Annotated in this window: 20 protein-coding genes and 1 pseudogene; 12 read left to right on the forward strand and 9 right to left on the reverse strand. The window is 66.0% G+C overall.

Translation table 11 applies throughout. The features are described from left to right. The first annotated feature begins 147 nt into the window (after nucleotides 1–147). A complete protein-coding gene (locus tag EHV23_RS06815) occupies nucleotides 148–411 on the forward strand; it encodes a hypothetical protein (RefSeq protein WP_238990312.1) in 264 nt (87 codons plus the stop codon). Nucleotides 412–510: 99 nt separating this feature from the next. Here EHV23_RS06815 and EHV23_RS06820 read toward each other — a convergent pair whose 3' ends face one another. Genes EHV23_RS06820 through EHV23_RS06835 form a run of 4 tightly spaced genes read right to left on the reverse strand, consistent with a single transcriptional unit; the run spans nucleotide 511 to nucleotide 4,058 of the window. Further along, the gene (locus EHV23_RS06820) at nucleotides 511–1,089 is read right to left on the reverse strand and encodes an LOG family protein (RefSeq protein WP_125095266.1); all 579 of its coding nucleotides are present in this window, start codon (nucleotides 1,087–1,089) and stop codon (nucleotides 511–513) included. A 32-nt stretch (nucleotides 1,090–1,121) separates the two neighbouring features. Beyond that, on the reverse strand, nucleotides 1,122–1,712 hold the full coding sequence (locus EHV23_RS06825) for a DUF4276 family protein (RefSeq protein WP_125095267.1): 591 nt from the start codon (nucleotides 1,710–1,712) through the stop codon (nucleotides 1,122–1,124). Beyond that, the gene (locus EHV23_RS06830; RefSeq protein ID WP_125095268.1) at nucleotides 1,709–2,908 is read right to left on the reverse strand and encodes an AAA family ATPase; all 1,200 of its coding nucleotides are present in this window, start codon (nucleotides 2,906–2,908) and stop codon (nucleotides 1,709–1,711) included. Before EHV23_RS06830 ends, EHV23_RS06825 begins: the two co-directional genes overlap by 4 nt. 7 nt (nucleotides 2,909–2,915) lie before the next feature. Then, nucleotides 2,916–4,058 carry a YicC/YloC family endoribonuclease gene (locus EHV23_RS06835; RefSeq protein ID WP_125095269.1) on the reverse strand — a complete coding sequence of 381 codons (1,143 nt, stop codon included), beginning with the start codon at nucleotides 4,056–4,058 and terminating at the stop codon, nucleotides 2,916–2,918. 145 nt (nucleotides 4,059–4,203) lie between these two features. On the opposite strand from EHV23_RS06835, the gene EHV23_RS06840 reads away from it, so the two are divergent. The 10 genes and pseudogenes from EHV23_RS06840 to fecA all read left to right on the forward strand — a co-directional run bounded on the left by EHV23_RS06840 (nucleotide 4,204) and on the right by fecA (nucleotide 16,722). After that, complete coding sequence (locus EHV23_RS06840; protein WP_238990313.1) at nucleotides 4,204–5,325, forward strand: serine/threonine protein kinase; 1,122 nt, start codon at nucleotides 4,204–4,206, stop codon at nucleotides 5,323–5,325. Between the two features lie 189 nt (nucleotides 5,326–5,514). Beyond that, nucleotides 5,515–6,438 (forward strand): PP2C family protein-serine/threonine phosphatase, encoded by a 924-nt coding sequence (locus tag EHV23_RS06845; protein WP_125095270.1) that lies wholly within the window; start codon nucleotides 5,515–5,517, stop codon nucleotides 6,436–6,438. Nucleotides 6,439–6,745: 307 nt separating this feature from the next. Then, nucleotides 6,746–7,549, forward strand: a complete 804-nt coding sequence (gene rph, locus EHV23_RS06850; protein WP_125095271.1) for a ribonuclease PH — start codon at nucleotides 6,746–6,748, stop codon at nucleotides 7,547–7,549. 1 nt (nucleotide 7,550) lies between these two features. After that, nucleotides 7,551–8,276 (forward strand): non-canonical purine NTP pyrophosphatase, encoded by a 726-nt coding sequence (locus EHV23_RS06855; RefSeq protein ID WP_203228895.1) that lies wholly within the window; start codon nucleotides 7,551–7,553, stop codon nucleotides 8,274–8,276. A gap of 1 nt (nucleotide 8,277) precedes the next feature. Continuing rightward, a pseudogene (hemW, locus tag EHV23_RS06860) lies at nucleotides 8,278–9,468 on the forward strand (radical SAM family heme chaperone HemW); the annotation flags it as partial. Between the two features lie 437 nt (nucleotides 9,469–9,905). After that, entirely contained in the window at nucleotides 9,906–11,318 is a 1,413-nt protein-coding gene (gene glnA, locus EHV23_RS06865) for a type I glutamate--ammonia ligase (RefSeq protein WP_125095273.1), read from the forward strand. Between the two features lie 396 nt (nucleotides 11,319–11,714). Then, nucleotides 11,715–12,302 carry a DUF4124 domain-containing protein gene (locus EHV23_RS06870; RefSeq protein WP_238990314.1) on the forward strand — a complete coding sequence of 196 codons (588 nt, stop codon included), beginning with the start codon at nucleotides 11,715–11,717 and terminating at the stop codon, nucleotides 12,300–12,302. Nucleotides 12,303–12,413: 111 nt separating this feature from the next. Continuing rightward, nucleotides 12,414–13,244: a methionine ABC transporter ATP-binding protein gene (locus tag EHV23_RS06875; RefSeq protein WP_125095274.1), complete on the forward strand. Its 831-nt coding sequence runs from the start codon at nucleotides 12,414–12,416 to the stop codon at nucleotides 13,242–13,244. A 23-nt stretch (nucleotides 13,245–13,267) separates the two neighbouring features. Further along, nucleotides 13,268–13,954, forward strand: coding sequence for a methionine ABC transporter permease (locus EHV23_RS06880; protein ID WP_203228896.1), 687 nt, complete (start codon nucleotides 13,268–13,270; stop codon nucleotides 13,952–13,954). Nucleotides 13,955–14,490: 536 nt separating this feature from the next. Continuing rightward, the gene (fecA, locus tag EHV23_RS06885; RefSeq protein ID WP_275265084.1) at nucleotides 14,491–16,722 is read left to right on the forward strand and encodes a TonB-dependent Fe(3+) dicitrate receptor FecA; all 2,232 of its coding nucleotides are present in this window, start codon (nucleotides 14,491–14,493) and stop codon (nucleotides 16,720–16,722) included. A gap of 298 nt (nucleotides 16,723–17,020) precedes the next feature. Here fecA and EHV23_RS06890 read toward each other — a convergent pair whose 3' ends face one another. Continuing rightward, nucleotides 17,021–17,380 (reverse strand): heavy metal-binding domain-containing protein, encoded by a 360-nt coding sequence (locus EHV23_RS06890; protein ID WP_125095275.1) that lies wholly within the window; start codon nucleotides 17,378–17,380, stop codon nucleotides 17,021–17,023. A gap of 727 nt (nucleotides 17,381–18,107) precedes the next feature. Continuing rightward, nucleotides 18,108–19,508 carry an NnrS family protein gene (locus EHV23_RS06895; protein ID WP_125095276.1) on the reverse strand — a complete coding sequence of 467 codons (1,401 nt, stop codon included), beginning with the start codon at nucleotides 19,506–19,508 and terminating at the stop codon, nucleotides 18,108–18,110. A 710-nt stretch (nucleotides 19,509–20,218) separates the two neighbouring features. On the opposite strand from EHV23_RS06895, the gene EHV23_RS06900 reads away from it, so the two are divergent. Further along, complete coding sequence (locus EHV23_RS06900) at nucleotides 20,219–21,478, forward strand: D-amino acid dehydrogenase (protein ID WP_125095277.1); 1,260 nt, start codon at nucleotides 20,219–20,221, stop codon at nucleotides 21,476–21,478. A 181-nt stretch (nucleotides 21,479–21,659) separates the two neighbouring features. On the opposite strand, the gene EHV23_RS06905 is transcribed toward EHV23_RS06900, so the two are convergent. The 3 genes from EHV23_RS06905 to cysT all read right to left on the reverse strand — a co-directional run bounded on the left by EHV23_RS06905 (nucleotide 21,660) and on the right by cysT (nucleotide 24,395). After that, a complete protein-coding gene (locus EHV23_RS06905) occupies nucleotides 21,660–22,391 on the reverse strand; it encodes a TerC family protein (RefSeq protein WP_125095278.1) in 732 nt (243 codons plus the stop codon). Nucleotides 22,392–22,664: 273 nt separating this feature from the next. Continuing rightward, entirely contained in the window at nucleotides 22,665–23,507 is an 843-nt protein-coding gene (locus tag EHV23_RS06910; protein WP_125095279.1) for a sulfate ABC transporter permease, read from the reverse strand. Nucleotides 23,508–23,561: 54 nt separating this feature from the next. Beyond that, a complete protein-coding gene (gene cysT, locus EHV23_RS06915) occupies nucleotides 23,562–24,395 on the reverse strand; it encodes a sulfate ABC transporter permease subunit CysT (RefSeq protein WP_125095280.1) in 834 nt (277 codons plus the stop codon). Nucleotides 24,396–24,409 lie beyond the last annotated feature (14 nt).

Below are 24,409 nucleotides of genomic sequence, written 5' to 3' on the forward strand. Positions count from 1 at the left end.
GCGCCGTGCCGTTCGAGGTGCCGCCTTGTGAGGCAGGGCGCGCGCCCGGAGCATGATGCGTCGTGCTCCGGGCCGCCGTCCTTTCACACTGCCGTCCGATAGAATGGCGTGCAGCACAAATCCATCACCATTGCCATGAAAAGGGACATGCCCAGAAACTACCTGCCGGATGACGAGCGCCAGCAGGTGCTGCGTGACGGCGGCATGAATGCCGTGTACATGGCCGAGTCGGCCGAGGCGCGCCGGGTGGGCGATGAAGACGCTGCCTGGGCCTGGCTGGCCATGGCCGAGCTGCCGGCCGAAACGCTGCTGGCCCTGAAGGAGGCGCTGGGGGCGCAGTTTCTGCGCGAGATGGGTTTCAACACGGCACCGGCCGATGAAGCGTACGGCGCCGGGTGGCTGAACCGCTAGGGACCCTCTGCAAAAGTCCTGCGGCGCTTTGATGTCCCCGTGAAACCCGTGCAGGACGGGGCGGCAGGTCTGCAGGCTCCCAGGGTGCCCTGCGGCTTCTCAGGTACCTTCCTTCGGCATCCAGCGTCCGGTGGCAGGAGGCTGATAGTGGCGCATGGCATCCAGCAGCTGGGCCGGGTCGTCATCCACGAGCAGCATGTCGCGGTTGGCCTGCTGCAGGAAGCCTTCGGTGGTGACATGGTTCATGAAGGCCAGCAGCTGCCCGTAGTAGTCGCGGGCGTTGAGGAGCGCCACGGGCTTGCGGTGCTGGCCCAGCATGGCCCAGGTCCAGATCTCGAAGAGTTCCTCCAGCGTGCCGATGCCGCCGGGCAGGGCGATGAAGCCATTGGCCAGGTCGGCCATCATGGCCTTGCGCTCGTGCATGGAGGCAACCGTGTGCAGGGTGGTCAGGCCGTGGTGAGCCAGTTCGCGGTCGGCCAGAAACTGCGGCAGCACGCCAGTGACCTCGCCGCCTCGCTCCAGCACGGCATCGGCCACGCGGCCCATCAGGCCCACGGAGGCGCCGCCGTAGACGAGACCGATGCCGGCCTCGGCCAGTGCATGGCCCAGCTGGGTGGCGGCCTGCAGGTAATCGGGATGGTTGCCGGCACTGGCGCCGCAGAAGACGCAGATTCTCATGGAGTTTCCCTTTTGATGATTCAGATGGGTGTTCATGGGATGGGCAGTCCCATCTGCGCGGCGATGTGCCGGATGCCGGAAACAAACACCTGCAGACTGTGTGATGTATTGCGCTCTGGGTCCAGATGCTCCGCCATCAGTCGTGCTGCCGTGATTTTCTGGAACCCGGGGGCGATCCTCTCTACCTCGGCAGATGGCTTGTGCCAGTCGTCGGGTGCCTTGCTTCTGTAACGTTTCTGGTTGGCTGACGTGTCGATGCGGGCGTCCGGGTAGACCGCAGCCAGTGCGGTGAGATCGCCCAGATACCAGCTCTCCAGCTCCTGGCAGACGAGTCTGACCAGTGTGTCCGGTCGGCCTGCCCTGGTGCATTGTTGCGTCAGTTTTGACTTGAGTTCATGGCAGTTGGTGTCGTCGTTGTCCCGGACGATCACGAAGCGATCCCCCGGTATGCGCCATGACGAGAGCTTTCTGGGAATACTGCGGTCGAGGTCCGTCTTCCCCTCGTGCGGGATGCACTGGAAGTGCACGCCATCGATCCACCCGGGAAAGATGCGCGGCAGCCAGTTGTCCAGCAATGCCCGCATGGATGGCTCTTCCAGCAGGAAAACGATCTTGCCGGTCATCGGTGTGCACTCTTGTTGAGCCCTTCGAACAGCCCCTGCTTCCAGAGGTATCCGGGCAAGTCACCGGCTTCGACCAGAGAACGCAGCGTTGCGGATTCACTGGCGCGGCTGATGGTGGTGAAACCGCCTTCCTTGCGCAGACAGAAGATCTCTTCCAGCTTCAGCGCGTTCAGAAAGTCCGGGGAATGGGTGGAGATGAAGACCTGTCCGCCCCGGCGCGCATAGTCACGGAACTCCTCTGCCAGCTCCGGCAGCAGCTCCGGGTAGAGCTGGTTCTCCGGTTCTTCGACGGCCAGCATCGGGAAGGGGCTGGGGTCGTTGAGCAGGACGAGGTAGGCAAACATCTTGATGGTGCCGTCGGACACGTGCCGGGCGATGAAGGGATCCCGGAAGCTGCCATCCTGGAAGCGCAGGACCAGCCGGCCGTCTTCGGTCTGCCGGGGCTCGACCACATGGATACCCGGTACCCGGCGACGCATGGCTTCCAGCACGCGGTCGAAACAGGGACGGTGATTCTCGAACAGGTAGTTGGCGACGAGTGGCAGATTGTCGCCCCGGGTGGACAGATGCTCGGCAAAACCATCCTCCTGGCTGGGACGTGCCTCGGAGACATGAAAGTCGGAAATGTGCCAGTTCTCGATCATCAGCCGGAAGGCGCTGGCGGCCTTGAAGCGTTCGAACTGGCCAAGCCCCTTGATGGCAAGAATGTCGGGCGCATCCAGTTCCTGTTCTTCGCGCGTCAGCTCCTCGTCCTGTTTGGAGAAGTCCTCTTCGTTGTTGACGGCATAGCCCTGTCCGTGGGTGAAGTCCAGAAAATGGAAAGGGGCGCCGTGGGCGCCGCGCTTGTATCTGAGAACCTCACGTTCGACCTGCGGGCGGTTCCGGGCATCCAGTCCTATCCTGAGCAGATAGGTGACCAGCCGTTCCCGGCCGGTGATCTCCATGCGGAACTGGAGTGTGATCTCGATGGGATCGCCGGTGTGACCCCGGCTGGCCACCTCGCGATACCCGCCCCGGCGGGCCAGGGCCTTTGTTACGTTCATCGACAGCGCATCCTTCAGGAAGGAGAACACGTCGAACAGGGTGGACTTGCCGGTGCCGTTGGCTCCCACCAGAACGCACAGGCGCGGGATGTCCTCCATCCGGACATCCCGGAACAGACGGTAGTTCTTGATGGCAATGGATTCGATCTGCATGGTTGCCTCACTCCAGATTCTGCACCTGCTCCCGCACCTGTTCGATGTGCAGCTTCAGCGCCAGGGCCGTGTCGGTGATGGACAGGGCAATGCTCTTGGACGCGATGGTGTTGGCCTCGCGGTTCAGTTCCTGTGACAGAAAGTCCAGCCGCTTGCCCACCGGCCCGCCGGCGGCCAGGGCCTGGTCCATGGCTTCGAGGTGGGTGTCGAGCCGGTCCAGTTCTTCGGTGATGTCGTCCTTCAGACTCAGCAGGCTGATCTCCTGGCGCACGCGGGCCAGGGTTTCCTCGGGCGGGATGTTCAGCGACAGCCGGTCCACGGCCCTGTTCAGGCGCTCGAACAGCCGGGTCTCGGCGGCAGCATGGAGGGTGGGCAGGTGCGGGCGCAGCCGGCTGGCCAGTTCGGCCATCCGGGCGGCCTGCTCGCGCAGCAGGGCGGCCAGCTGGGCGCCCTCACGGGCACGGCTGGCCTGAAAGTCCGCCAGACAATCGTCAACCAGCGGTGCGGCATGCTGCCACAGGGTTTCGTCATCGGGCGGCTGCGGACCGGCCGAAGCGCCCGTGGGGCTGGCCTCGGGGTTCTGCAGCCAGCGCAGGTATTCCGAGACGGCCGGCGGCCGGGCACCCGGTACGACTTCCTGCACCTGCCGGACCAGCCCGACCAGCTGGGCCAGCCGTGCGGTATCGATCCGGGCGTCGCCCTCGCTGCCCAGCGGATGCAGACTCATCCGGCATTCCACCTTGCCGCGCCTGACCCGTGCCGTGATGGCAGCGCGCAGCCGGGGCTCCAGGGGGCGGCAGTCATCGCCCAGCCGGAAGTGCAGGTCGGTGAAGCGGCTGTTGACGGCACGGATCTCCAGGTCCAGCCGGCCCAGTGGCGTTTCGGCACTGCGGTGGGCATAGCCGGTCATGCTGTGCACGGCAGGCTGTGGGGTGCTGGCCGGGGTGGTTGCCGGTTTGCTGGCTGCATCGCTGGCCGGTCTTTGGGCCGTGGTGCCGTTCTTGGCTCTGTTCGTGGTGCTGCCAGTGTCGTTCGTGGTGCCGGTTCGGGTGGTGAGGGACGGGGTGGCCGGAAGCCTGGGTGAAGCGCCGGATGGGGCTGTCGGGGCAGGTGTGTCGGCAGGGGCTTCAGTTTGGGCGGTATGGGTCATGGGAGCGTTCAGGGAAGCGGGAAGAAGTGCCAAAATGCGCGGGCCCGTGCGGGGACACCGTCATTCGGTGGCTTGTGTTGTCCGTCTGGCGAGTCGTAACACGGAAATACAGAGTTTTGCATTTAACGCTTCTACAATAGCGACTATGGCAAATGAGCAGAACGCACCATTGCCGGAGGGCTTCGAGGCAGGTGGCTACCGGATTGTAAGAAAAATCGCCAGTGGCGGTTTTTCAATGGTTTATCTCGCCCAGGATTCGCATGGGCAGCCGGTGGCCATCAAGGAATACCTGCCCAGCTCTCTGGTTCGTCGCGCGCCCGGGCAATTGGTGCCCGAGGTGGTGGGGGGGAATCTGCCCACGTATCGCAACGGTCTGAAGTGCTTCTTCGAGGAGGGGCGGGCCCTGTCGCGGGTCATTCACCCCAATGTAGTGCGTGTGGTCAACTTCTTCCGGGCCAACGAGACCGTCTACATGGTGATGGCCTACGAGAGCGGTCGCAGCCTGCAGGAGCTGGTCATCCACAACCGCAACCGGCCCGGCAAGCGGGTGCTGCCCGAGCGCCATATCCGCAAGATCTTCGCCCAGGTGATGAACGGCCTGCGCGAGGTGCACGCCAACCGCCTGCTGCACCTGGACCTGAAGCCGGCCAACATCTATCTCAAGAAGGGCGGCATGCCGATGCTGCTCGACTTCGGGGCGGCCCGGCAGACGCTCACGCAGGACGCGCCGAAGCTCTTTCCCATGTACACACCGGGCTTTGCCGCGCCGGAGCTTTACAAGAAGAACCAGCAGCTGGGGCCGTGGACGGACATCTACGGGCTGGGCGCCAGCATGTATGCGTGCATGGTGGGGGCGCCGCCACAGGCAGCCGACCAGCGTATCAAGCAGGACAAGGTCGACACGGTGCTGGCCGGACTGACCGACATCTATACGCAGCAGCTGCTCGATCTGGTGCATTGGTGCATGAAGCTCAACCCGCTGGAGCGGCCGCAGAGCGTGTTCGCGCTGCAGCGGGCGCTGCGCGAGCCGTTCATGCGCGAAGGCGTCGAGACCCGCAGTTTCCTGCCGCTGCGCTGGCTGGAAGACATGATCTCGCCGCTCAGGCGCAGGCGCGACGGGCGGCACACCGAGCCGAAGCGTCATCATGCGCCGGCTCATGTACCGGCGCACGCGCGTGTCCAGGCGCCTGCGCTGGCACAGGGCGAGGGCAACGGTGTGGCCAGCCAGCCAGACGCCACGCTGCTGGCCGAGCGCAAGGGGGACTGAGCGTGGTACGGACCTGTCCGTCCCCGCGCGCGAGCGCTTCCTTTTCTGCTGTTTCATTCCGGTACAGGACGAGGGGGCGGTACGGACCCATGCCTGCCGGTGTCCACGGGCTGCGAAGCAGGGTGCAGCATCGGGAATGCCGGGTTTCCGTGCGCAGCTGGGCACGATTTTCAGAGACTCATTCGATTCATGCGTTTCTCCATTTTCCAGGACACTGATGTCGGTGGCCGTTCGATCAACCAGGATCGGATGGGTTACTGCTTTTCGCGCGAGTCGCTGCTGATGGTGCTGGCCGACGGCATGGGCGGCCATCTGCGGGGCGAGATTGCCGCGCAGATCGCCATGCAGACGGTGGCCTCGATGTTCCAGCAGCAGGCGGTGCCCCGGCTGCGCGATCCGGTGGCGTTTCTGGAGCAGTCGTTCCACGCCAGCCACCGCGAGCTGCACCGCTACCGCGAGATGCACGGCATGGGTGAATGCCCGCGCACGACCATCGTGGCCTGCGTGGTGCAGGATGGCCACGCCTGGTGGGGGCACGCAGGGGACTCGCGCCTCTACCTGATGCGCGACACCGACGTGCTGTTCCGCACGCTCGACCATTCCAAGGTGCAGAGCCTGATCAGCCTGGGGCTGATCACCGAGGCAGAGAGCGAGGTGCACCCCGAGCGCAACAAGGTGCTGAACTGCCTGGGTTCGCCATTCATTCCGCCGGTCGAGATTCACGCCGCCTTCCCGCTGAAGGCGGGCGATGTGGTCATGCTCTGCTCCGATGGTCTCTGGAGCGGGGTGAGCCGCGAGGAGCTGGTGCGCGAGTTCCGGATGGAACCGCTGGAGCTGGCCGTGCCGCGGCTGATCCAGTCGGCGCTCAATCACAATGGCGTGGGTGCAGACAACACCACCGTGCTGGCCATGAAGTGGGATACCGAGAACGACGAGACCGATGGCCTGCCTTCGCTGTCGTCGATGGGCCTGCCGGACGGAGCGGTGACCACGACCATCGCCATCGCCAACAACCTGGAGGCCGAGTCGGCCGATCTGACCGAGGACGAGATCGACAAGACCATCGCCGAGATCCAGGAGGCCATCCAGCGCTCGAACAAGGAGTGTCCGTAACGCCGGAACGGGCTGGCGGAATTACACAAATTTGGGCCAGCGCGGGGACATCTGGACCAGCGCGGAAACGAACGGATCCATGACACGTTCTAGAATCGGGGGCTGCGGCCCCCTTTTCCTTTTGGGGGCCGGCCATCTGCGCCTGGCCTGGCATCCTGGTCCTGTGATCCTGTGATATGCCCTGCCGAGCGCACTGCTGAACCTGCCGTGCCGCGCCGGTACCGTGCATGCGGATGGGGCCTGCCTGTTCCGTCTGCGTTCGGTGCGTCCCGGCCCATGACATCGTAGTAGCCGTTTCTCCCCCGCCATGTCCGATTCTTCTTCTCCCCAGCCGGCGCATGCCGGTGCGCCTGCGTCCTTCCTGCGTCACGATGGCCGTCGTGCCGATGCGCTGCGACCGGTGCGCTTTACGCGCCACTTCACCCGCCATGCCGAGGGCTCGGTGCTGGTCAGCTTTGGTGATACCCGGGTGCTGTGCACGGCCAGCGTGCTGGAGAGCGTGCCACCGTTCCTGCGCGGCAAGGGCTCGGGCTGGGTGACGGCCGAATATGGCATGCTGCCGCGTGCCACCCATACGCGCAGTGACCGCGAGGCAGCGAAGGGCAAACAGTCGGGCCGTACCCAGGAAATCCAGCGGCTGATCGGGCGCAGCCTGCGGGCGGTGACCGACCTGACCCTGCTGGGCGAGCGCACCATTCATCTGGACTGCGACGTGCTGCAGGCTGACGGGGGTACCCGCACGGCCGCCATCACCGGCGCCTGGGTGGCGCTGCGCGATGCCGTCGATGGCCTGCTGGCGGCCGGCCGGCTGACGGCCGACCCATTGCGTGAGGCGGTGGCGGCGGTGTCGGTAGGGGTGATTGCCCCGGAAGGGACGCCGGTATCGGTGCTGGACCTCGACTATCAGGAGGATGCCGGCTGCGAGACCGACATGAACGTGGTGATGACGGCCTCGGGCGGCATGGTCGAAATCCAGGGGACGGCCGAGGGCACGCCGTTCTCGCGCCGGCAGGCCGGTGAGCTGCTCGATCTGGCTGCGCAGGGCATTGCCGATCTGATTGCCCTGCAGCGCGCGGCGCTGGCGGCAGATGTGCAGGAACGGGAGGGTTGACATGATGGACATGCATTCCGGGCCGCGCTGGCTGGTGGCCTCGGGCAACCCGGGCAAGCTGCGCGAGCTGCAGGCCATGCTGGCGCCTCGTGGCGTGCAGCTGGTGAGTCAGAAGGCGCTGGGCATTGCCGATGCCGAGGAGCCCTGGCCCACCTTCGTGGAGAACGCGCTGACCAAGGCGCGGCACGGGGCACGGGCCAGCGGCCTGCCCACACTGGCCGATGACTCCGGCCTCTGTGTGCCGGCCCTGGGTGGGGCACCCGGGGTGAGATCGGCGCGTTTCGCGCTGGACGTGATCACCGATCCGGCCCGCCGTGCCGCCCTGCAGACCGAGGGACGGGAGGCGCTGGATGCAGAGAACATCGTGCAGCTGCTGGCGCAGTGCCAGGCGTTGGCGGGACACGGAGAATCCGGCACCGGGGTGCGGGCATATTTCTACAGCGTGCTGGTCTGGCTGGCCTCGGCCGACGATCCGCGGCCACTGATCGCCGAGGGCATCTGGTGGGGCACGCTGCTGCCGGCGCCGCAGGGGGAGGGCGGTTTTGGCTACGACCCCATCTTCCGGCCGGATGGGTTCGACTGCTCGTCCGCCGAACTGACGCCGACGCAGAAAAACGCCATCAGCCACCGCCACCGGGCGATGGTGCGGCTGCAGGCACTGCTCGACGAAGTCGCAGCTGGTGGGCTGGCGGCCGCCGGAACGGCCTGTTCTGTGCACAGGGGCTGACGTGACGGCTTCGGTACTTCCCATTCGCCTGCATTCCGGGCGGCGCGTGCAGTTCGACAACCTGCCGCCGCTGTCGGTGTATGTGCACATCCCGTGGTGCATCAGGAAGTGCCCGTACTGCGACTTCAACTCGCACAACGCGCCGGCCGACGGGGTGGATGAAAACGCCTATCTGGACGCGCTGGAGGCCGATCTGGATGCCAGCCTGCCGCTCATCTGGGGGCGGCGGGTGGTGACTGTATTCATTGGCGGTGGCACGCCCAGCCTGTTTTCCGGGGCGGCCATCGACCGGCTGCTGGCCAGCCTGCGGGCGCGGCTGCCGCTGCTGGCCGATGTGGAAGTGACGATGGAGGCCAATCCGGGCACTTTCGAGCGTTCCCGCTTTGCCGATTACCGGGCTGCCGGGGTGACGCGGCTGTCGCTGGGCATCCAGTCGTTCTCGGACGCCAAGCTGAAGGCGCTGGGCCGGGTGCACGACAGCGCGCAGGCGCGGGCGGCGGCCGAAGCCGCGGCCGGGCTGTTCGATACTTTCAACCTCGACCTGATGTATGCGTTGCCGCAGCAGACACTGCCCGAGCTGCGCGAGGATCTGGCCACGGCGCTGTCCTTTGCGCCGCCGCACCTGTCCTGCTATCACCTGACGCTGGAACCGAACACACTGTTTGCGCGCTTTCCGCCGAAGGTGCCCGACGATGATCTGGCCGCAGCCATGCTCGATACCGTGGGCGAGATGCTGGGCGGCACCTACGAGAACTACGAAGTCTCGGCCTGGGCACGTCCGGGGCACCGGGCGCAGCACAACCTGAACTACTGGATGTTCGGCGACTATCTGGGGCTGGGCGCCGGCGCGCATGGCAAGCTGTCGTTTCCCGACCGGATCATCCGGCAGGCGAAGTTCCGGCACCCGCGCCGCTACATGGAGGCCGCGCTGGCTGGTCATGCCTGCGAGATCGACGAGGCCGTCAAGCCAGCCGATCTGCCCTTCGAGTTCATGCTGAACGCGCTGCGCCTCACCGAAGGGGTGGATGCCGACCTGTTTGCCGACCGCACCGGCCTGTCGTCGGCGGTGATCCGCGTGAAGCTGCGGCAGGCGATCGATCGTGGCCTGCTGGTGGATGATCCGCTGGTGCTGCGGCCCACGCCGCTGGGGCGCAACTTCCTCAACGATCTGCTGGAGATCTTCCTGCCGGACGAGCCGGACAGGGAGGCTGGCACGGGTGAGGAAGGCTCACGGCGGGATCCGGCCAGCCGGGAGGCACGTGCGGAAACCGGTGCCGGCGGGCCGCACGTACGGAACCAGGAGGCACGGGAGGTACCGGTTCGCGTGGAGCGTCTGGCGGGTGATGCAGCGGCGCCGGCGGCCGGAAGACAAGCGGAACATGGCATTACACTGCCGAATGGTGTTGTGCCGCTGAAGCGAATGGAACCATGATCGGGCGCAGGCCCGCTATCATGGGAGTTTGTGCGGTGCGTCCATGCGGCGCATCCGTGAGGTGATTCCGTGAGGATCCGGCCTGGTGCGGTAGATGCCCGGTGCCTGCAGCTGGGCTGCGGGGCCGCCGGGGGCAGCGGGTTCCGGGCGGGATTTTCGACAGGGTCGGCCAGACCCGTGAACAGGAGAGTCTGAACATGGCAACTGCCAGGGAAGTGATGAAGAAAATCGCCGACAACGAAGTCAAGTTCGTTGATCTGCGCTTTACCGACATACGCGGCAAGGAACAGCACATCACGGTGCCGATCTCGCATTTCGACGAAGACCGGTTCACCGACGGGCAGGCATTCGACGGCTCCTCGATGGCCGGCTGGCGCGGCGTGCAGGCTTCCGACATGCTGCTGATCCCCGATCCGGAAACGGCCGTGATGGATCCGTTCCGCGAGGAGCCGACGCTGATCCTGAGCTGTGACGTGGTCGAACCGGGCGAGGGCCAGGGCTACGAGCGCGATCCGCGCTCCATCGCCCGCCGGGCCGAGGCCTACCTGCAGGCATCCGGCGTGGGGGATGTGGCCTTCTTCGGGCCGGAGCCGGAATTCTTCATCTTCGATTCGGTGACCTGGAAGCAGGACATGTCCGGCAGCATGGTCAACATCGACTCGGAAGAGGCACACTGGTCGTCCGACCGCAAGATCGACGGCTTCAACAGCGGCCACCGGCCGGGCATCAAGGGCGGCTACCTGCCGGTGCCACCGGTCGATTCGTTCCAGGACATGCGCTCCGAGATGGTGCTGCTGATGGAACAGATGGGGGTGCCCGTCGAGGTGCATCACCACGAGGTGGCCGGTGCAGGCCAGTGCGAGATCGGCACGAAGTTCGCGCCGCTGGTGCAGCGGGCCGACTGGCTGCAGCGCATGAAGTACGTGATCCACAACGTGGCACACGCCTACGGCAAGACGGCCACCTTCATGCCCAAGCCGCTGGTGGGTGACAATGGCTCGGGCATGCATGTGCACATGTCGATCTGGAAGGATGGCACCAACCTGTTCAACGGTGACAAGTACGCCGGCCTGTCCGACTTCGCCCTGCACTACATCGGCGGCATCATCAAGCATGCCCGTGCGCTGAACGCCCTGACCAACCCCAGCACCAACTCGTACAAGCGGCTGGTGCCGCACTACGAGGCGCCGGTCAAGCTGGCCTATTCGGCCCGCAACCGCTCGGCCTCCATCCGCATCCCGTTCGTGTCCAGCCCGAAGGCCCGCCGCATCGAGGCGCGTTTCCCGGATCCGGTGGCCAACCCGTACCTGGCTTTTGCCGCGCTGCTGATGGCCGGTCTGGATGGTGTGCAGAATCGCATCCACCCCGGTGATCCGGCCGAGAAGAACCTCTACGACCTGCCGCCCGAGGAAGACGCCAAGATTCCGACCGTCTGCCATTCGCTGGACCAGGCGCTGGAGCACCTCGACCGCGACCGCGAGTTCCTGACCCGCGGCGGTGTGTTCAGCAACGACATGATCGATGCCTTCATCCAGCTCAAGATGGAGGAAGTGACCCGGCTGCGCATGGTGCCGCATCCGGTCGAGTTCGACATGTACTACTCCTGCTGAGACAGAAGGCCGTTCGGGGGCGTACGGTCCCCGCGGCCACACCCAAAGGGGTTTCCCTCCGGACTGGCCCCAAATATGTACGCTTCCAGCCTTGCCTGTGCTGTGCCTTGCCGGCACACGGGTTTGGGGCCATGCGCGGGAAGCCAGCATGCATTCCGCCGTCTCGCCCTGCACAGCACGACGGCAGATTCTCTTGCCTGGATGGCGCGCGCCGCTTTGCCATTCGTCGCCCGGTCTGGCCATCCGGCGCGTGTTTTCGACCGGGGGCTGCAGTGAGGTGACTGGCGGTCGGTTGGGGCGCCTCGGTGTTGTGCCGGCGCATTCCAGCGCCACGCAGGCGACTGCTTTGCCGGTAGACTGGCGGGGTCCGATGTTCCCGTGAACGGTTCCATGACCATGAAACGCCACGAAAGCGTATCTGAAGTCCCCATGCCTGCTGCCACCCCGGTCCGCTGTCCTGCCACATCGCGTGGGTGGGGCGTATCGCTGTTTGCCCACGGCCTGCGGGGCGGGCTGCTGTCGGTCGGTACGGCCCTGGTGTGCACCCTGTGGGGGTCGCCCGTACAGGCCCAGTCGGCCACGGCCGTATATCGCTGCGACGGCCCCAACGGCACGCCGCTCTACCAGAACGCCCCCGGCAAGGGCTGCCGCCTGCTGGACCTGCCGCCCATCAACAGCGTGCCGGCCGCCAAAATGCCCGCCGCCAGCAGTACCGGCAGCAACGGCCAGTCGGCCCGGGTCAGCAGCAGCCAGCAGCGCAGCCGCGATTCCGACCGTCGCCGCATCCTCGAAAAGGAACTGGCGCGTGAGCAGTCGCGCCTGGACGCCCTGCGTACCGAATACAACGACGGTGAGCCCGAGCGGCAGGGCGATGAGCGCAACTACCAGAAGTACCTCGACCGGGTCGAGCGCCTGAAGAACGACGTGGCCCAGGCCATGCAGAACGTCAGTTCCATCCGCCGCGAGATCGACTCGCTGCCCTGATCGCGGGGCTGATGCCCACGTCGCATCGGTGCCTTTCCTGCATGATCTTCTGCACAGGCATCGCGGGCGGCTTGCGGTAACATCGTCGTTTTGACCGCACAATGAGGGTGCATGGTGCCGGAGACTGTCGCGCAGGAACCGCTGATCAGGCTGGAAAATCTCAACAAGTCCTTTGTCCTGGCCGACGGCGGTCGCTTCGATGCCGTGCGTGATGTGTCGCTCACGGTCAACCGGGGCGATGCACTCGGCCTGATCGGCCGCAGCGGTGCCGGCAAGTCCACGCTGCTGCGGCTGATGAACCTGCTCGAGCGCCCAGACAGCGGGCGGGTGTTCGTGTCTGGCCAGGAGCTGACGGCGCTGGGCAAGGCGCAGCTGCGCGACGCCCGCCAGAAGATCGGCATGATCTTCCAGCAGTTCAACCTGCTGCAGAACGCCACGGTGTTCGAGAACATCGCCTTTCCGCTGCGCATCCATGGCCGTCACCGGCGTGCCGAAATCACCGAACGGGTGCGTGCCTGTGCCGCCATCGTGGGCCTGTCCGACCGGCTCGACCACTATCCGGCCCAGCTCTCGGGCGGACAGAAGCAGCGCGTGGCCATTGCCCGGGCGCTGGCGCCCGAACCCAGCGTGCTGCTGTGCGACGAGCCCACCTCGGCGCTAGACACCGAAACCACCCGTTCGGTGCTGGCCACCCTGAAGGACATCAACCAGAAGCTGGGCGTGACCATCGTCATCGTCACGCACGAGCTGTCGGTCGTGCATGCCCTGTGCCGGCAGGCAGCCGTGGTGGAGCAGGGCGTGCTGGTCGAAAGGCTCGATCTGGAAGGCACGGCACCGCTGGCGCCCGTCTCGGCCCTGGGGCGCGAACTGGCACGGCAGGTGGCCAGTGCCCAGGGGGGCCAGGGCGTGGTGGTGCCGGGTGAGGGCACGCATGGCATCTGATAATAAAGAGAAAGGAAACGCAAATGCTGGATAGCCTGCTGGCCATGCTGCCGCCGACCCTGGTGGATGTGCTGCCCGAACTCTGGGACGCCATTGGCGAGACACTGGTGATGATGGGGGTGGGCCTGTCGGCGGCCGTGCTGCTGGGCGGGCCGCTGGGCATCTGGCTGTTCCTGCTCAGTCCCGGCCAGTCGATGCAGAACCCCGTGCTGTTTGCCATCGTCAGCTGGCTGGTCAACATGGTGCGTTCGTTCCCGTTCGTCATCCTTCTGGTGGCGCTGGTGCCGTTCACGCGCTGGCTGGTGGGCACGTCCATCGGGCCCATGGCGGCCTCGGTGCCGCTGGCCTGTGCCGCCATTCCGTATTTTGCCCGGCTGGTCGAGCAGAGCCTGCGCGAGGTGCCGCGCGGCGTCATCGAGGCGGCGCATGCCATGGGCGCCAGCGAGCGGCAGATCATCTGGCGGGTGCTGCTGGTGGAGGCACGGTCGGGCATCGTACAGTCGCTGGTGGTGCTGTCGATCAGCTTCCTGTCGTACACGGCCATTGCCGGCGTGGTGGGCGGTGGCGGCGTGGGCGATCTGGCCATCCGCTATGGCTACCAGCGCTTCCAGAACGACGTGATGCTGATGACCGTGGCCGTTCTGGTGGTGATGGTGCAGCTGATCCAGTTCGTCGGCAACCGCGTGGCGCGCAGGCTCGACAAGCGATGAGCACGCCGGGAACGGCGATGCGACCGACCTTGAGGGGGCCATGTTCAGTTGTCTCCACACGGCGAGCCTTGTCAGCACGTGGCTGGGCCAGCGTGGGGACCATGACGCACGCTGGACACGTTCCGGGATGAGGCCCGTTTTTGCGCTCATGAGGTGCAAAGGCGGGCTTTGTTCTTTCTTGTGATGGATGCGTGCGGAGGGAGCATGTGCCAGGTGGGGGCGTGTGTCAGGTGGGGCTGATGTGTCCGGGACTGGGTGTGTCCGGAGCTGGTGTGTCCGGGGCTGGTGTGTCTTAAACGCCACGCTTTCTGTCGTCCCGGCTGACGGAAAGCGTCTTTTTCCGGATGAGTGGTAGACACAGACTGTCTGGTGCCAAATAATCCCGCGTCTTATTTGGGGTGCGACCCTCGGGGTACGACCCCGACCCCCGGCGCGTCCGCTTCTGGCTGCCGAAGGTTGCCCGGCAGGTGAACGCCCGCCGTGAGCGCGTTTCGCTCCTTCCTCTTCCTCCTATCGTCCCTCTCTGGAGTCCTTCCATGTCGTCAGGTTTTCTGTCGGCCGTTGCTGCTGCGCAGCCGGGCCGTCGGGCGCAGCTGCGCCATCCCGTGATCCGCACCATGGCTTCCGTGGCGCTGCTGCTGGCCGCCGGCGGTGGTGTGTCGCACGTGCTGGCTACCGAAGCCGCCGCTGGTGGTGTGTCGCCGGTATCGGCAGCCGAAGCGGCTGCCCGTGATGCCGGTGTGGTCGATACCGCGGCCGATGCAGCCGACGTCAGCACGCTGGCCACCGTGACGGTGGTGGGTGACTGGCTGGGTGATGCCGACGAAAAGAACGTGCAGGATCATCCCGGTGCCCGTGATGTGGTGCGTCGCGAGCAGCTGCAGCAGCAGGGGCTGACCACGGTCCGTCAGGCGCTCAATCGCATCCCCGGTGTCAATGCGCCCGAGAACAATGGCACCGGCAGCCACGACATGGCGCTGAACTTCGGCATTCGAGGCCTGAACCCGCGCCTGGCCACCCGCTCCACGTTGCTGATGGACGGCATTCCCGTGCCGTACGCGCCCTATGGCCAGCCGCAGCTGTCGCTGGGGCCGGTTTCGATGGGCAACATGGATGCCGTGGACGTGGTGCGCGGCGGTGGCGCCGTGCGCTATGGTCCGCAGAACGTGGGCGGCATCGTCAACTTCGTGACCCGCGCCATTCCGGAAGACTTCGGGGTGGATGCCGGCCTGCAGATGGATTATTCGCCCTCGTCCACCCAGCATGCGCCGAAGAAAACCGGCAACTTCCGCGTGGGGGGCACGATGGACAATGGTCTGGGCGGTGCCATCCTGTACTCGGGTGTGCGCGGCTCCGACTATCGCCAGCACAGCCGGACGCGCATCGATGACGTGATCGTCAAGGGCGCCTACCAGCTCAACGCGGTGCACGGCTTCCACGCCATCGCCCAGTACTACGACGGCGAAGCCGACATGCCGGGTGGCCTGACGGTGGATGCCTTCCGGGCCGATCCCTACCAGTCTACCCGACCGGTGGACCGCTTCTGGGGCCGTCGCACGCTGGTGGGGGCTGGCTACGATTACAGCGAGGGCGCCCGCAAGGCCAGCGTCAACACCTTCTTCACCAAAACGCTGCGCAGCGGCTATCTGGACCAGGGCAACTTCGTGTCGCTGTCGCCGCGCTACTACTGGGTGCGGGGTATCGAGGCGCGCGGCTCGCAGGGCTTCGACACGGGCCGGGTGCACCACGAGGTGGGCATCGGCTACCGTTACATCAGCGAGGCCAGTCACGAGCTGCGCTACCGCGAAACGATTGCCAGTGGTCTGCTGCCCACGGTGTCGAGCCGCAACGACCGCGACACCCGTGGCAAGACCGAGGCCCACGCCATCTACATCGACGACCGCATCGACTATGGCCTGTGGACGATCACCCCGGGCGTGCGCTACGAGCGCATCGACCAGCAGCAGGTCAACCTGATCAGCAACCGGCCCTACACGGGTGACTACAGCACGGCCCTGCCGGCGCTGAACGTGCTGTACCGGCTGGATGAGGGCTGGAACCTGTACGCCAACACCGAAGGCTCGTTCGGCAGCGTGCAGTATAGCCAGATGCCCAACCGCGTGCGCGTCAACGAGATCAAGCCCGAGAAGGCCCGTACCTGGGAACTGGGCACGCGCTACGCCCAGGGCATGGTGCGCGGCGAGATCGGTGCCTTCCTGATCAACTTCAACAACCAGTACGAAAGCAGCCAGACCACCGACAGTGTGATTGCCCGGGGCAAGACCCGCCACGCCGGTATCGAGTCGGCCTTCGGCTACAGGCTGGACGAGCTGCTGCCGGTGCTCAAGGGTGCCGAGGTGTACGGCAACTATGCCTATGTGGATGCCACCATTCGCGAGGCAGGTCCGAACAAAGGCAATCAGGTGCCGTTCTCGTCGAAACACAAGGGATTGGTGGGCATCAGCTACACGCAGGACCGCTGGCAGACCGGTTTCGAGGGCGAGTTCCAGTCGTCGCAGTATGCCGACAATGCCAATACGCTGGCCGAGAGTGCCGATGGCAGCACGGGCAAAATCCCGGGCTATGGGGTGTGGAACCTGCGTGGTTCGTATGACTTTGGGCCGGAGCTGGCGGGGCTGAAGCTGGGCGCGGGCATCAAGAACCTGTTCAACCGCGAGTTCTATACGCGCTCGTACGACGACAACAACAAGGGCAAGTACCTGGGGCTGCCGCGTACGGTGTATGTGCAGGCGACGGTGAAGTTCTGACCGGGATTCCGGTTCATGGAAGACGGCTTCGAGTGGGGCGGCACGGGATGCGGGGGGCTCCTGCAGCTCATACGCTCACTGAAGCTTTGTTGCCCACGACCTGCGTCGTGGTCAACAAACCTCCAGCGCTAAAACACTTTCCGACAACCGGGCTTCGCCCGCCTGTCAGAAAGTCGTTCACGCGTACCGCGAAATCGCCGCAGGAGCCCCCCGCATCCCGCACCGCTTCATGTCGTTGCGGCTGTACGGCTTCGACAGGCAGCGTCCGGCCGGGCTTGCCGCCTGGTCCTGCTGAGACTCAGGCCAGCTTCACGGCCGTGCCGCTGACGGCAACCATCAGCATGCCGTTGGTCTCGCCCAGCACTTCGTAGTCGAAGTCGATGCCGACCACACCGCCGGCGCCCAGTTCCTTCGCGGCGTCGATCATTTCGTCCAGCGCTGCCTGGCGGGCCTTGGCCAGCGCCTTCTCATAGCCACCGGCACGGCCGCCCACCACGTCGCGGACCGAGGCGAACATGTCGCGGAACAGGTTGGCCCCGATGATGGCCTCACCGGTTACCACCCCCAGAAATTCGGCGATCCGGCGCGGATCGTTCACATCCGGCTTGACCGTGCACAGAAGAAACTTCGGATCACTCTTGCTCGAAAACCAGCCCATGCCCTGAACTCCTGAAAAAGGTTCAAAACGTCGAGCATAACAGAGCCTGCAGTTTCCCGAAGTGTGCGCACCGGTATCCGTTTCAGATCCTTTGGTTGCCCACGGTGTCAGCACATGTCATTGACGCATTCGTTCTCGTGCATGACTGTGCTGGCTGCGCCTCGACCAGCCATCGAGGATCAGCCCCGACCCCGCAGTCCTGCTGTTGCCTTGTCCCGTACGCCCAAAGGGGGAACGCGAGGAGGAATGAGCCCGCAGCATGCTCCAGCCCCTGATCTCTGGGGATTACCGTCGGTTGTCGCGGACGAGCACTCCGTCCTCTCCGAATTCCCCCGAAGCCGCGGTATGACAGGTATGCGATGCGGCCCGGGGAGCGGGTGCCTCCTGCGGCGATTTCGCGGTACGCGTGAACGACTTTCTGACGGTCGGGCGAAGCCCGATTGTCGGAAAGTGTTATAGCGCTGAAGGTTTGTTGACCACGACGCAGGTCGTGGGCAACAAAGCTTCAGTGAGCGTATGAGCCGCAGGAGGTACCCGCTCCCCGGGCCGCCCCTCTCGAAGTCGTCTTCCATGAATCGGGAACATCCCGTTCGAAGGGGGTTTTCATGGGAGAAGCGCCGCACAAGCACCGCCCCCCACGCTCGTACAGGACAGACATCACGATGGAATCGTCCTCCGTAAACGGGCGCCCCCCTCGAAGCCGTCCTTCATGAACCGGAAACGCCCCTCAGCCCGCCTTCTTCTTCACCGAAGCCTGGACCGGAATCTTCGCCGAAATCCGCACCTGCACCCGCCCTTCATCGGCGGATGCAGTCGGTGAAGCGCCCTGCGCCGCAGGGCCACCCGTTCCCGGAGCCTTCACTCCAGAACCCTTCTCACCGGCGCCCTGAGCCTGCGGCGTCTTCGGCTCGATCTTCGGCCGGATGATCGGATGCTTGCTGGCCACCGCATCGATGCGCGGCCGGATCAGCATCGGCACGAAACGCCACAGATAGGTCCCGAACGCCAGCATCCAGGCCAGGCCCGCCGTATGCAGCAGCGGCGTCGTGAACGGTGGTTCGGCTGCCAGCGCGGCCAGCCGCAGCAGCGCGGCCGCCACCACCAGGCAGTAGCTGAGCACCATGCTCCGGTCGGTCTGCAGCGGCCGGCCCAGGTGGCCCAGCGCCGTGCGGGTCACCATGCCGATGATCAGCACCGAAAACCCCGCAGTGCCGATCAGGTGCACCGCCCAGACACTGCGCTCGGTCCAGCCGGCCATCTGGATGGCCGCCACCACCAGCCCCAGCCCCAGCCCGCAGAAGCCTGCGTACAGCACCCACAGGATGGGCTTGTGGCGCACCGCCAGCGGCTTCCACGTGTACAGCTGCCACAGCGCCAGCCCACCCGAGACGGCCAGCAGGATCGTGGTGGGCACGCGCCACTGCAGCAGCAGGCTGGCGATGGCCCCCACCCCTGCCCACAGCTGCCACTGGCCTGTCTGGACCTGCATGGGGATTTCCAGCCCGGCCACCGCCCGCATGGCAAAGAAGGGGATGACCCGGCGGGCCACCAGCAGGGCCACCACCGCCATGGCCAGCATGCCGGTCTGGTAGAAGCGGGTGATGCGTTCGTAGTCGCCGTCCTCGACGGCCAGCAGGAAGAGCAGGTTGGACAGCCCCATCAACAGGAGCAGCGGTGGAATGCCGTAGTTGCGCTTGCTCTGCGCGCGGTAGATGGCATTGGCCATGGCCAGTGCGCCCCAGCCGAAGAACAGGCTCTCGGCCACCACACCCAGCCAGAAGGCCCCGTCGGCCGGCACCAGATAGGCGATGCGCGCGATGATCCACAGGCTGGTGCAGGCCGCCAGTGCCCGGCCGCGGAGCGGGTTGATGCCCGTCCAGGTGGCACCGGCCGTGAACAGGAAGCCCACCGCGATGGTGATGATGAAGCCCCAGAGCATCTCGTGCATGTGCCAGAACATGCCGCCGAGGGTGCCCTGCAGCACGCGTGGGAAGTACACCCACAGCAGGATGCTGAACAGGGCCCAGAAGCAGCCCAGGGGATAGAGGGGGCGAAAGCCCAGTTCCAGAAAGGCACGCCATTGCGGCCGCGCACTGGTGGGAGCAGGTTCTTCGATGGAGAGCAGCATGGGGAGGAAACGGTATGCGTTATGAGGAGGCACGAACGGCAGCATGGCACCGCAGGCTGGGCGGTGCGGTGTTCGTGCTGCCCGCAGGGAACTGCGAACGCACGACGGTACGGGAAAGACGACCGGCAGGGCCGGCGCGGTGCGCCAGAGCACGTCCACATGGTAGAACCAGAGGGAAATGCCCGACTTGATCAATGTTGATTTGACGCGTGCCGTGGGCCTGTTCGCGTCCCACACGTTGGCTCCGAACCCGCGCGGACAGGCGAGGGGACCACGACGAACCGCCGCTGCCGGATACCCGGCTCACACGCAGACGGACGAGGGGGGAAGGTTGTGGCGCAGCTGCGGGAAGCCCCTCATGGCGCCTTGTGCCCGGAATCTGCTACGCTGACATGCTGCAGCCACCAGAAGACGCCGCAGCCACCACGTGCCGCAGCCAGTAGCCACCACGCGCTGCGGCCACCGGGTACAGGGGCCACCATGGTTCTCCGTTTCTGCCGCTGTCGGGTGCAATGGCAGGTGGCGGGCTGCCATGGCGCGGCGCCCTGAGCGGGATGTGCCGTGGCCGCCCGCGGCTGCAGTCATAAAATGAAGGGCAGCGCAGTCTTGCGCCCCTCTCCCGGACAGGAGGGCGGTGCACGGCGCGCCCCGAAACACGAGGGAGTCAAGGTGTCGCAGGACTTTCGCCGAGGCTCCCGGGGAGAGACAAGGTGCAGGTCATCGTCATGGGTGCTGGCGTGGTCGGAGTGACCACGGCATGGTATTTGCAGCAGGCAGGTCATGAAGTAACGGTGCTGGAACGCAACGCCCAGGCCGCCTGTGAGACCAGTTTCGGCAATGGGGGCCAGATCTCGGTCAGTCATGCCGAGCCGTGGGCCAATCCGTCGGCGCCGCTCAAGCTCCTGAAGTGGCTGGGCCGCGAGGATGCGCCGCTGCTGTTCCGGCTGCGGGCCGATCCGCAGCAGTGGCGCTGGGGGCTGCAGTTCCTGCGCGAGTGCACGGCAGCGCGTACCCGTCACAACATGCTGCAGCTGGTCAATCTGGGGACCTACAGCCGGGCCAGCCTGCAGGCGCTGCGCGAGGAGACCGGCATCCAGTACGACCAGCTCACGAAGGGCATCATGCACTTCTACACCAACCAGCAGGATTTCGACGAGGCCCTGGAGCCGGCGCGGATCATGCGCGAGATGGGCTGCGAGCGCGAGGTGATCACGCCCGACCGGGTGGTCGAGATCGAACCGGCGCTGGCCAGCGCGAAGCACCTGCTGGCCGGGGCCACGTTCACGCCGGCCGATGAATCGGGCGATGTGAACCTGTTCACCACCCGGCTGGCGGCGCTGGCTGCCGGGGAGGGCGTGCAGTTTCGCTTCGGGGTGCGGGTGCAGAAACTGCTGGCCACCGGTGCCGGCATGCAGGGGGTGGAGATTGCCGATGAACGCGGCAGTTACGAGGTGCTGAAGGCCGACGCCTATGTGCTGGCGCTGGGCAGCTTCAGTGCGGCGCTGGCCCGGGATGTGGGGGTGCGGCTGGACATCTATCCGGCCAAGGGCTATTCGGCCACGCTGCCGGTGCTGGATGCGGCGAAGGCGCCGCAGGTCAGTCTCACCGACGACGAATACAAGCTGGTGTATTCGCGCTTTGGTGACCGGCTGCGGGTGGCGGGCACGGCCGAACTCAATGGCTACGGCATGGCGCTCAACCCGGTGCGCTGCGAGGCGCTGGTGCGGCGTACCCTGGAACTCTTTCCGGGGGTAAGCGATCCGGCACAGGCGCTGTTCTGGACCGGCCTGCGGCCGGCCACGCCGGGCAATGTGCCCTATATCGGACCCAGCCGCGTGCAGGGACTGTTTCTCAACACTGGCCATGGCACGCTGGGCTGGACGCATGGCTGCGGCTCCGGCCGGGCACTGGCCGACCTGATGTCGGGCCGGCGGCCGGATGTGGATTTCCAGTTCCAGGGGATGGCCTGACGGTGGCCTTGCGATCCCCGTATCTGCGGGCGTACGTTCATGGGCGCGACCGGTCCGGTGTGCCGGGATCTCCGGGTCGGCGGTGAAAACGCCTGCAACCGTAGCCGGCGTGACGCAGGGAGGTGCAGGCTTTCCTGTCCGTTCTGGAGCGTCTGCACCTGATCGCCCGGCGCCCCGTTGTTCAGTGCCCGGCCGGGGGCGCCGGATTCCGGGCAGCCGCCCGGCTGCGCATGCGGCGGGCGGCGATGCTGCCCACCAGCAGCACCAGCACGGCACCGGCGGCTTCGGCGATCCACTTGATGTGTGGCTGCCATGGGGCTACGTGCTCGGTCACTGCCGGATCGGTGACCATCATGCCGCCGGCAATCCAGCCCAGCAGCATGCCGCCCAGCGTGATGATGATGGGGAAGCGGTCCATCAGCCGGATGATCAGCTGGCTGCCCCAGATGATGATGGGCACACTGACCAGCAGGCCGAACACCACCAGCGGGATTTCATGCTCGCCACCGGCCGCCTGGGCCGCGCCGGCAATGGCGATGACATTGTCGATGCTCATCACCAGGTCGGCGATGATGACGGTGCGCACCGCCACCCAGAGCCGGTCGGAGCTGGCGATGTTGCCGTGGGCATCTTCCTCTTCGGGCAGCAGCAGCTTGATGCCGATCCAGAAGAGCAGCACGGCGCCCACCAGTTTCAGGTAAGGGACCGACAGCAGTGACAGTGCAAAGACGATCAGCAGGATGCGCAGGCCAATGGCACCGACGGTACCCCAGACGATGCCCTGGCGCCGCTTGGCGGGATCCAGCTTGCGCACGGCCAGTGCGATGACGACGGCGTTGTCGCCGCCCAGCAGAATGTCGATGAGCACGATCTGCCCGACGGCCAGCCAGAAGGCGGGGGAGGTGAAGTCCATTCAGATGTTCCGGAGGAGTGAGGGGGCAAGTGTACATCCCCGGTGAGCCTCTGAAAAAGCCCTGCGGCATTTCGGCTTCCATGCCCGGGCGATCCACGAACCCGCGCGCTGCCGGTTGCCCTGGCTGGCGAGGTGGCCAGCCCCCTGACAAAGTCATGACGGAAATTCTCGATGACTACGCCAGATCACTTGTTGCACCTGACTCCTGAGATCGCCCCCTGCCTGTGCGGCGCCCTGCCGGCACACGGCTGGCACACGGCCGGGACACGGCGGTCAATGCCGGGCCTGCCGTACCTGCACGCGCCGCTCCAGCCAGGTCTTGAGCACCAGCGTCAGCACGGCCATCAGCGCCAGAATGGCGGCGGCCGTGAAGGCGGCGGCCGTCTTGTAGTCGTTGTTGAGCTGCTCGACCAGCAGCGGCAGCGTCATGGTCTGGTTCAGCGTGGCGCCCGAGACCACCGACACGGCGCCGAATTCGCCCACGGCGCGGGCGTTGGTGATCATGATGCCGTAGAGCAGCGCCCAGCGGATCTTCGGCAGGCTCACCTTGCGAAAGATCTGCCAGCCACTGGCGCCCAGCAGCAGGGCCGCCTGTTCCTCCTCGTTGCCCTGGGTCTGCATCAGCGGGATCAGCAGCCGCGCCACATAGGGCGAGGTGACGAAGATGGTGACCATGATGATGCCCGGCCAGGCGAACATCAGCTGGATGTCGTGGCCGGAAAGCCACTCGCCCACCACCGATTCCGCCCCGTACAGCAGCAGATAGCACAGGCCCGCCACCACCGGTGAGGTGGCATAGGGAATGTCGATCAGGGCCAGCATCAGTCGCCGGCCGCGAAAGCGGTAGTGGGTGACGCACCAGGCAAACAGGATGCCGAACGCCAGATTGACCGGAATGGTCACCACGGTGGCCAGTACCGTCAGGCCGAAGGCGTGGTGCAGGTAATCGGCCGACAGGTTCTCCACCAGCAGCGTCCAGCCACCGGCGGCCACCCGGGCGAAGATCATCGCCAGCGGCAGCACCAGCAGCAGGCCGGCCGCCACGATGCCCAGGGCCAGCAGCAGCCACTGGATGGCCGTGGCAGGCTGGCGGCGTGAGGTGGATGTGGCGGGCATGCTGGTGCCGCTCGGGGGCGTCCTGCCTGATGGTGTACGGGAAGCCTGCATGGCTCAGCTCCCCCGCTGCCAGCGCAGCAGCCGGCCCTGCAGCAGCTGCAGCCCGAAGAGCAGCACCAGCGAGGTGATCAGCACCACCGAGGCGATGGCTGCCGCTGCGGCGTAGTCGAATTCCTGCAGGCGCACGAAGATCATCAGCGAGGTGATCTCCGTTTTGAAGGGGATGTTGCCGGCGATCATCACCACGGCGCCGAACTCACCCAGGCTGCGGATGAAGGCCTGGCTGGCACCGGCCAGCAGTGCCGGCGTGAGGGCAGGCAGGATCACCCGCCAGAAGATCTGCGCCGGCCGGGCACCCAGCGTTCGGGCGGCTTCCTCCACGTCCTGGCCGAGGTCTTCGATGACCGGCTGCACGGTGCGTACGATGAACGGGATGCTGGTGAAGATCATGGCGATCACCAGCCCGGGAAAGGCATACGAAATCTTGATGCCCCAGGGCGCAAACAGCTGGCCGATCCAGCCGCCGGGGGCGAGCAGGGTGGCCAGCGTCAGCCCGGCCACGGCAGTGGGTAGCGCAAAGGGCAGGTCGATCAGTGCATCCAGCAGCCGCCGGCCGGGAAACTCGTAGCGCGACAGTACCCAGGCCAGCAGCAGGCCGATCAGCGTCACCGCGGCGGTGGACAGGGCCGCGCCGGCCAGCGTGACCCGGTAGCTGGCCACCACCCGGGGATCGGAGATGGCGGCCCAGTACTGGGCCCAGCCCAGATCGGCCGCGTGCCAGAGCAGCACCAGCAGCGGGATCAGGATCACTGCATGCAGATAGATCAGGCTGACGGTGAAGCTCGGCCAGAAGCCGGGCAGCAGCGGCCGGGTCAGGAAGAAGCGCATCGCGGGTCGGCGGG

Source organism: Lautropia dentalis (genome assembly GCF_003892345.1).
GTDB lineage: Bacteria > Pseudomonadota > Gammaproteobacteria > Burkholderiales > Burkholderiaceae_E > Lautropia > Lautropia dentalis.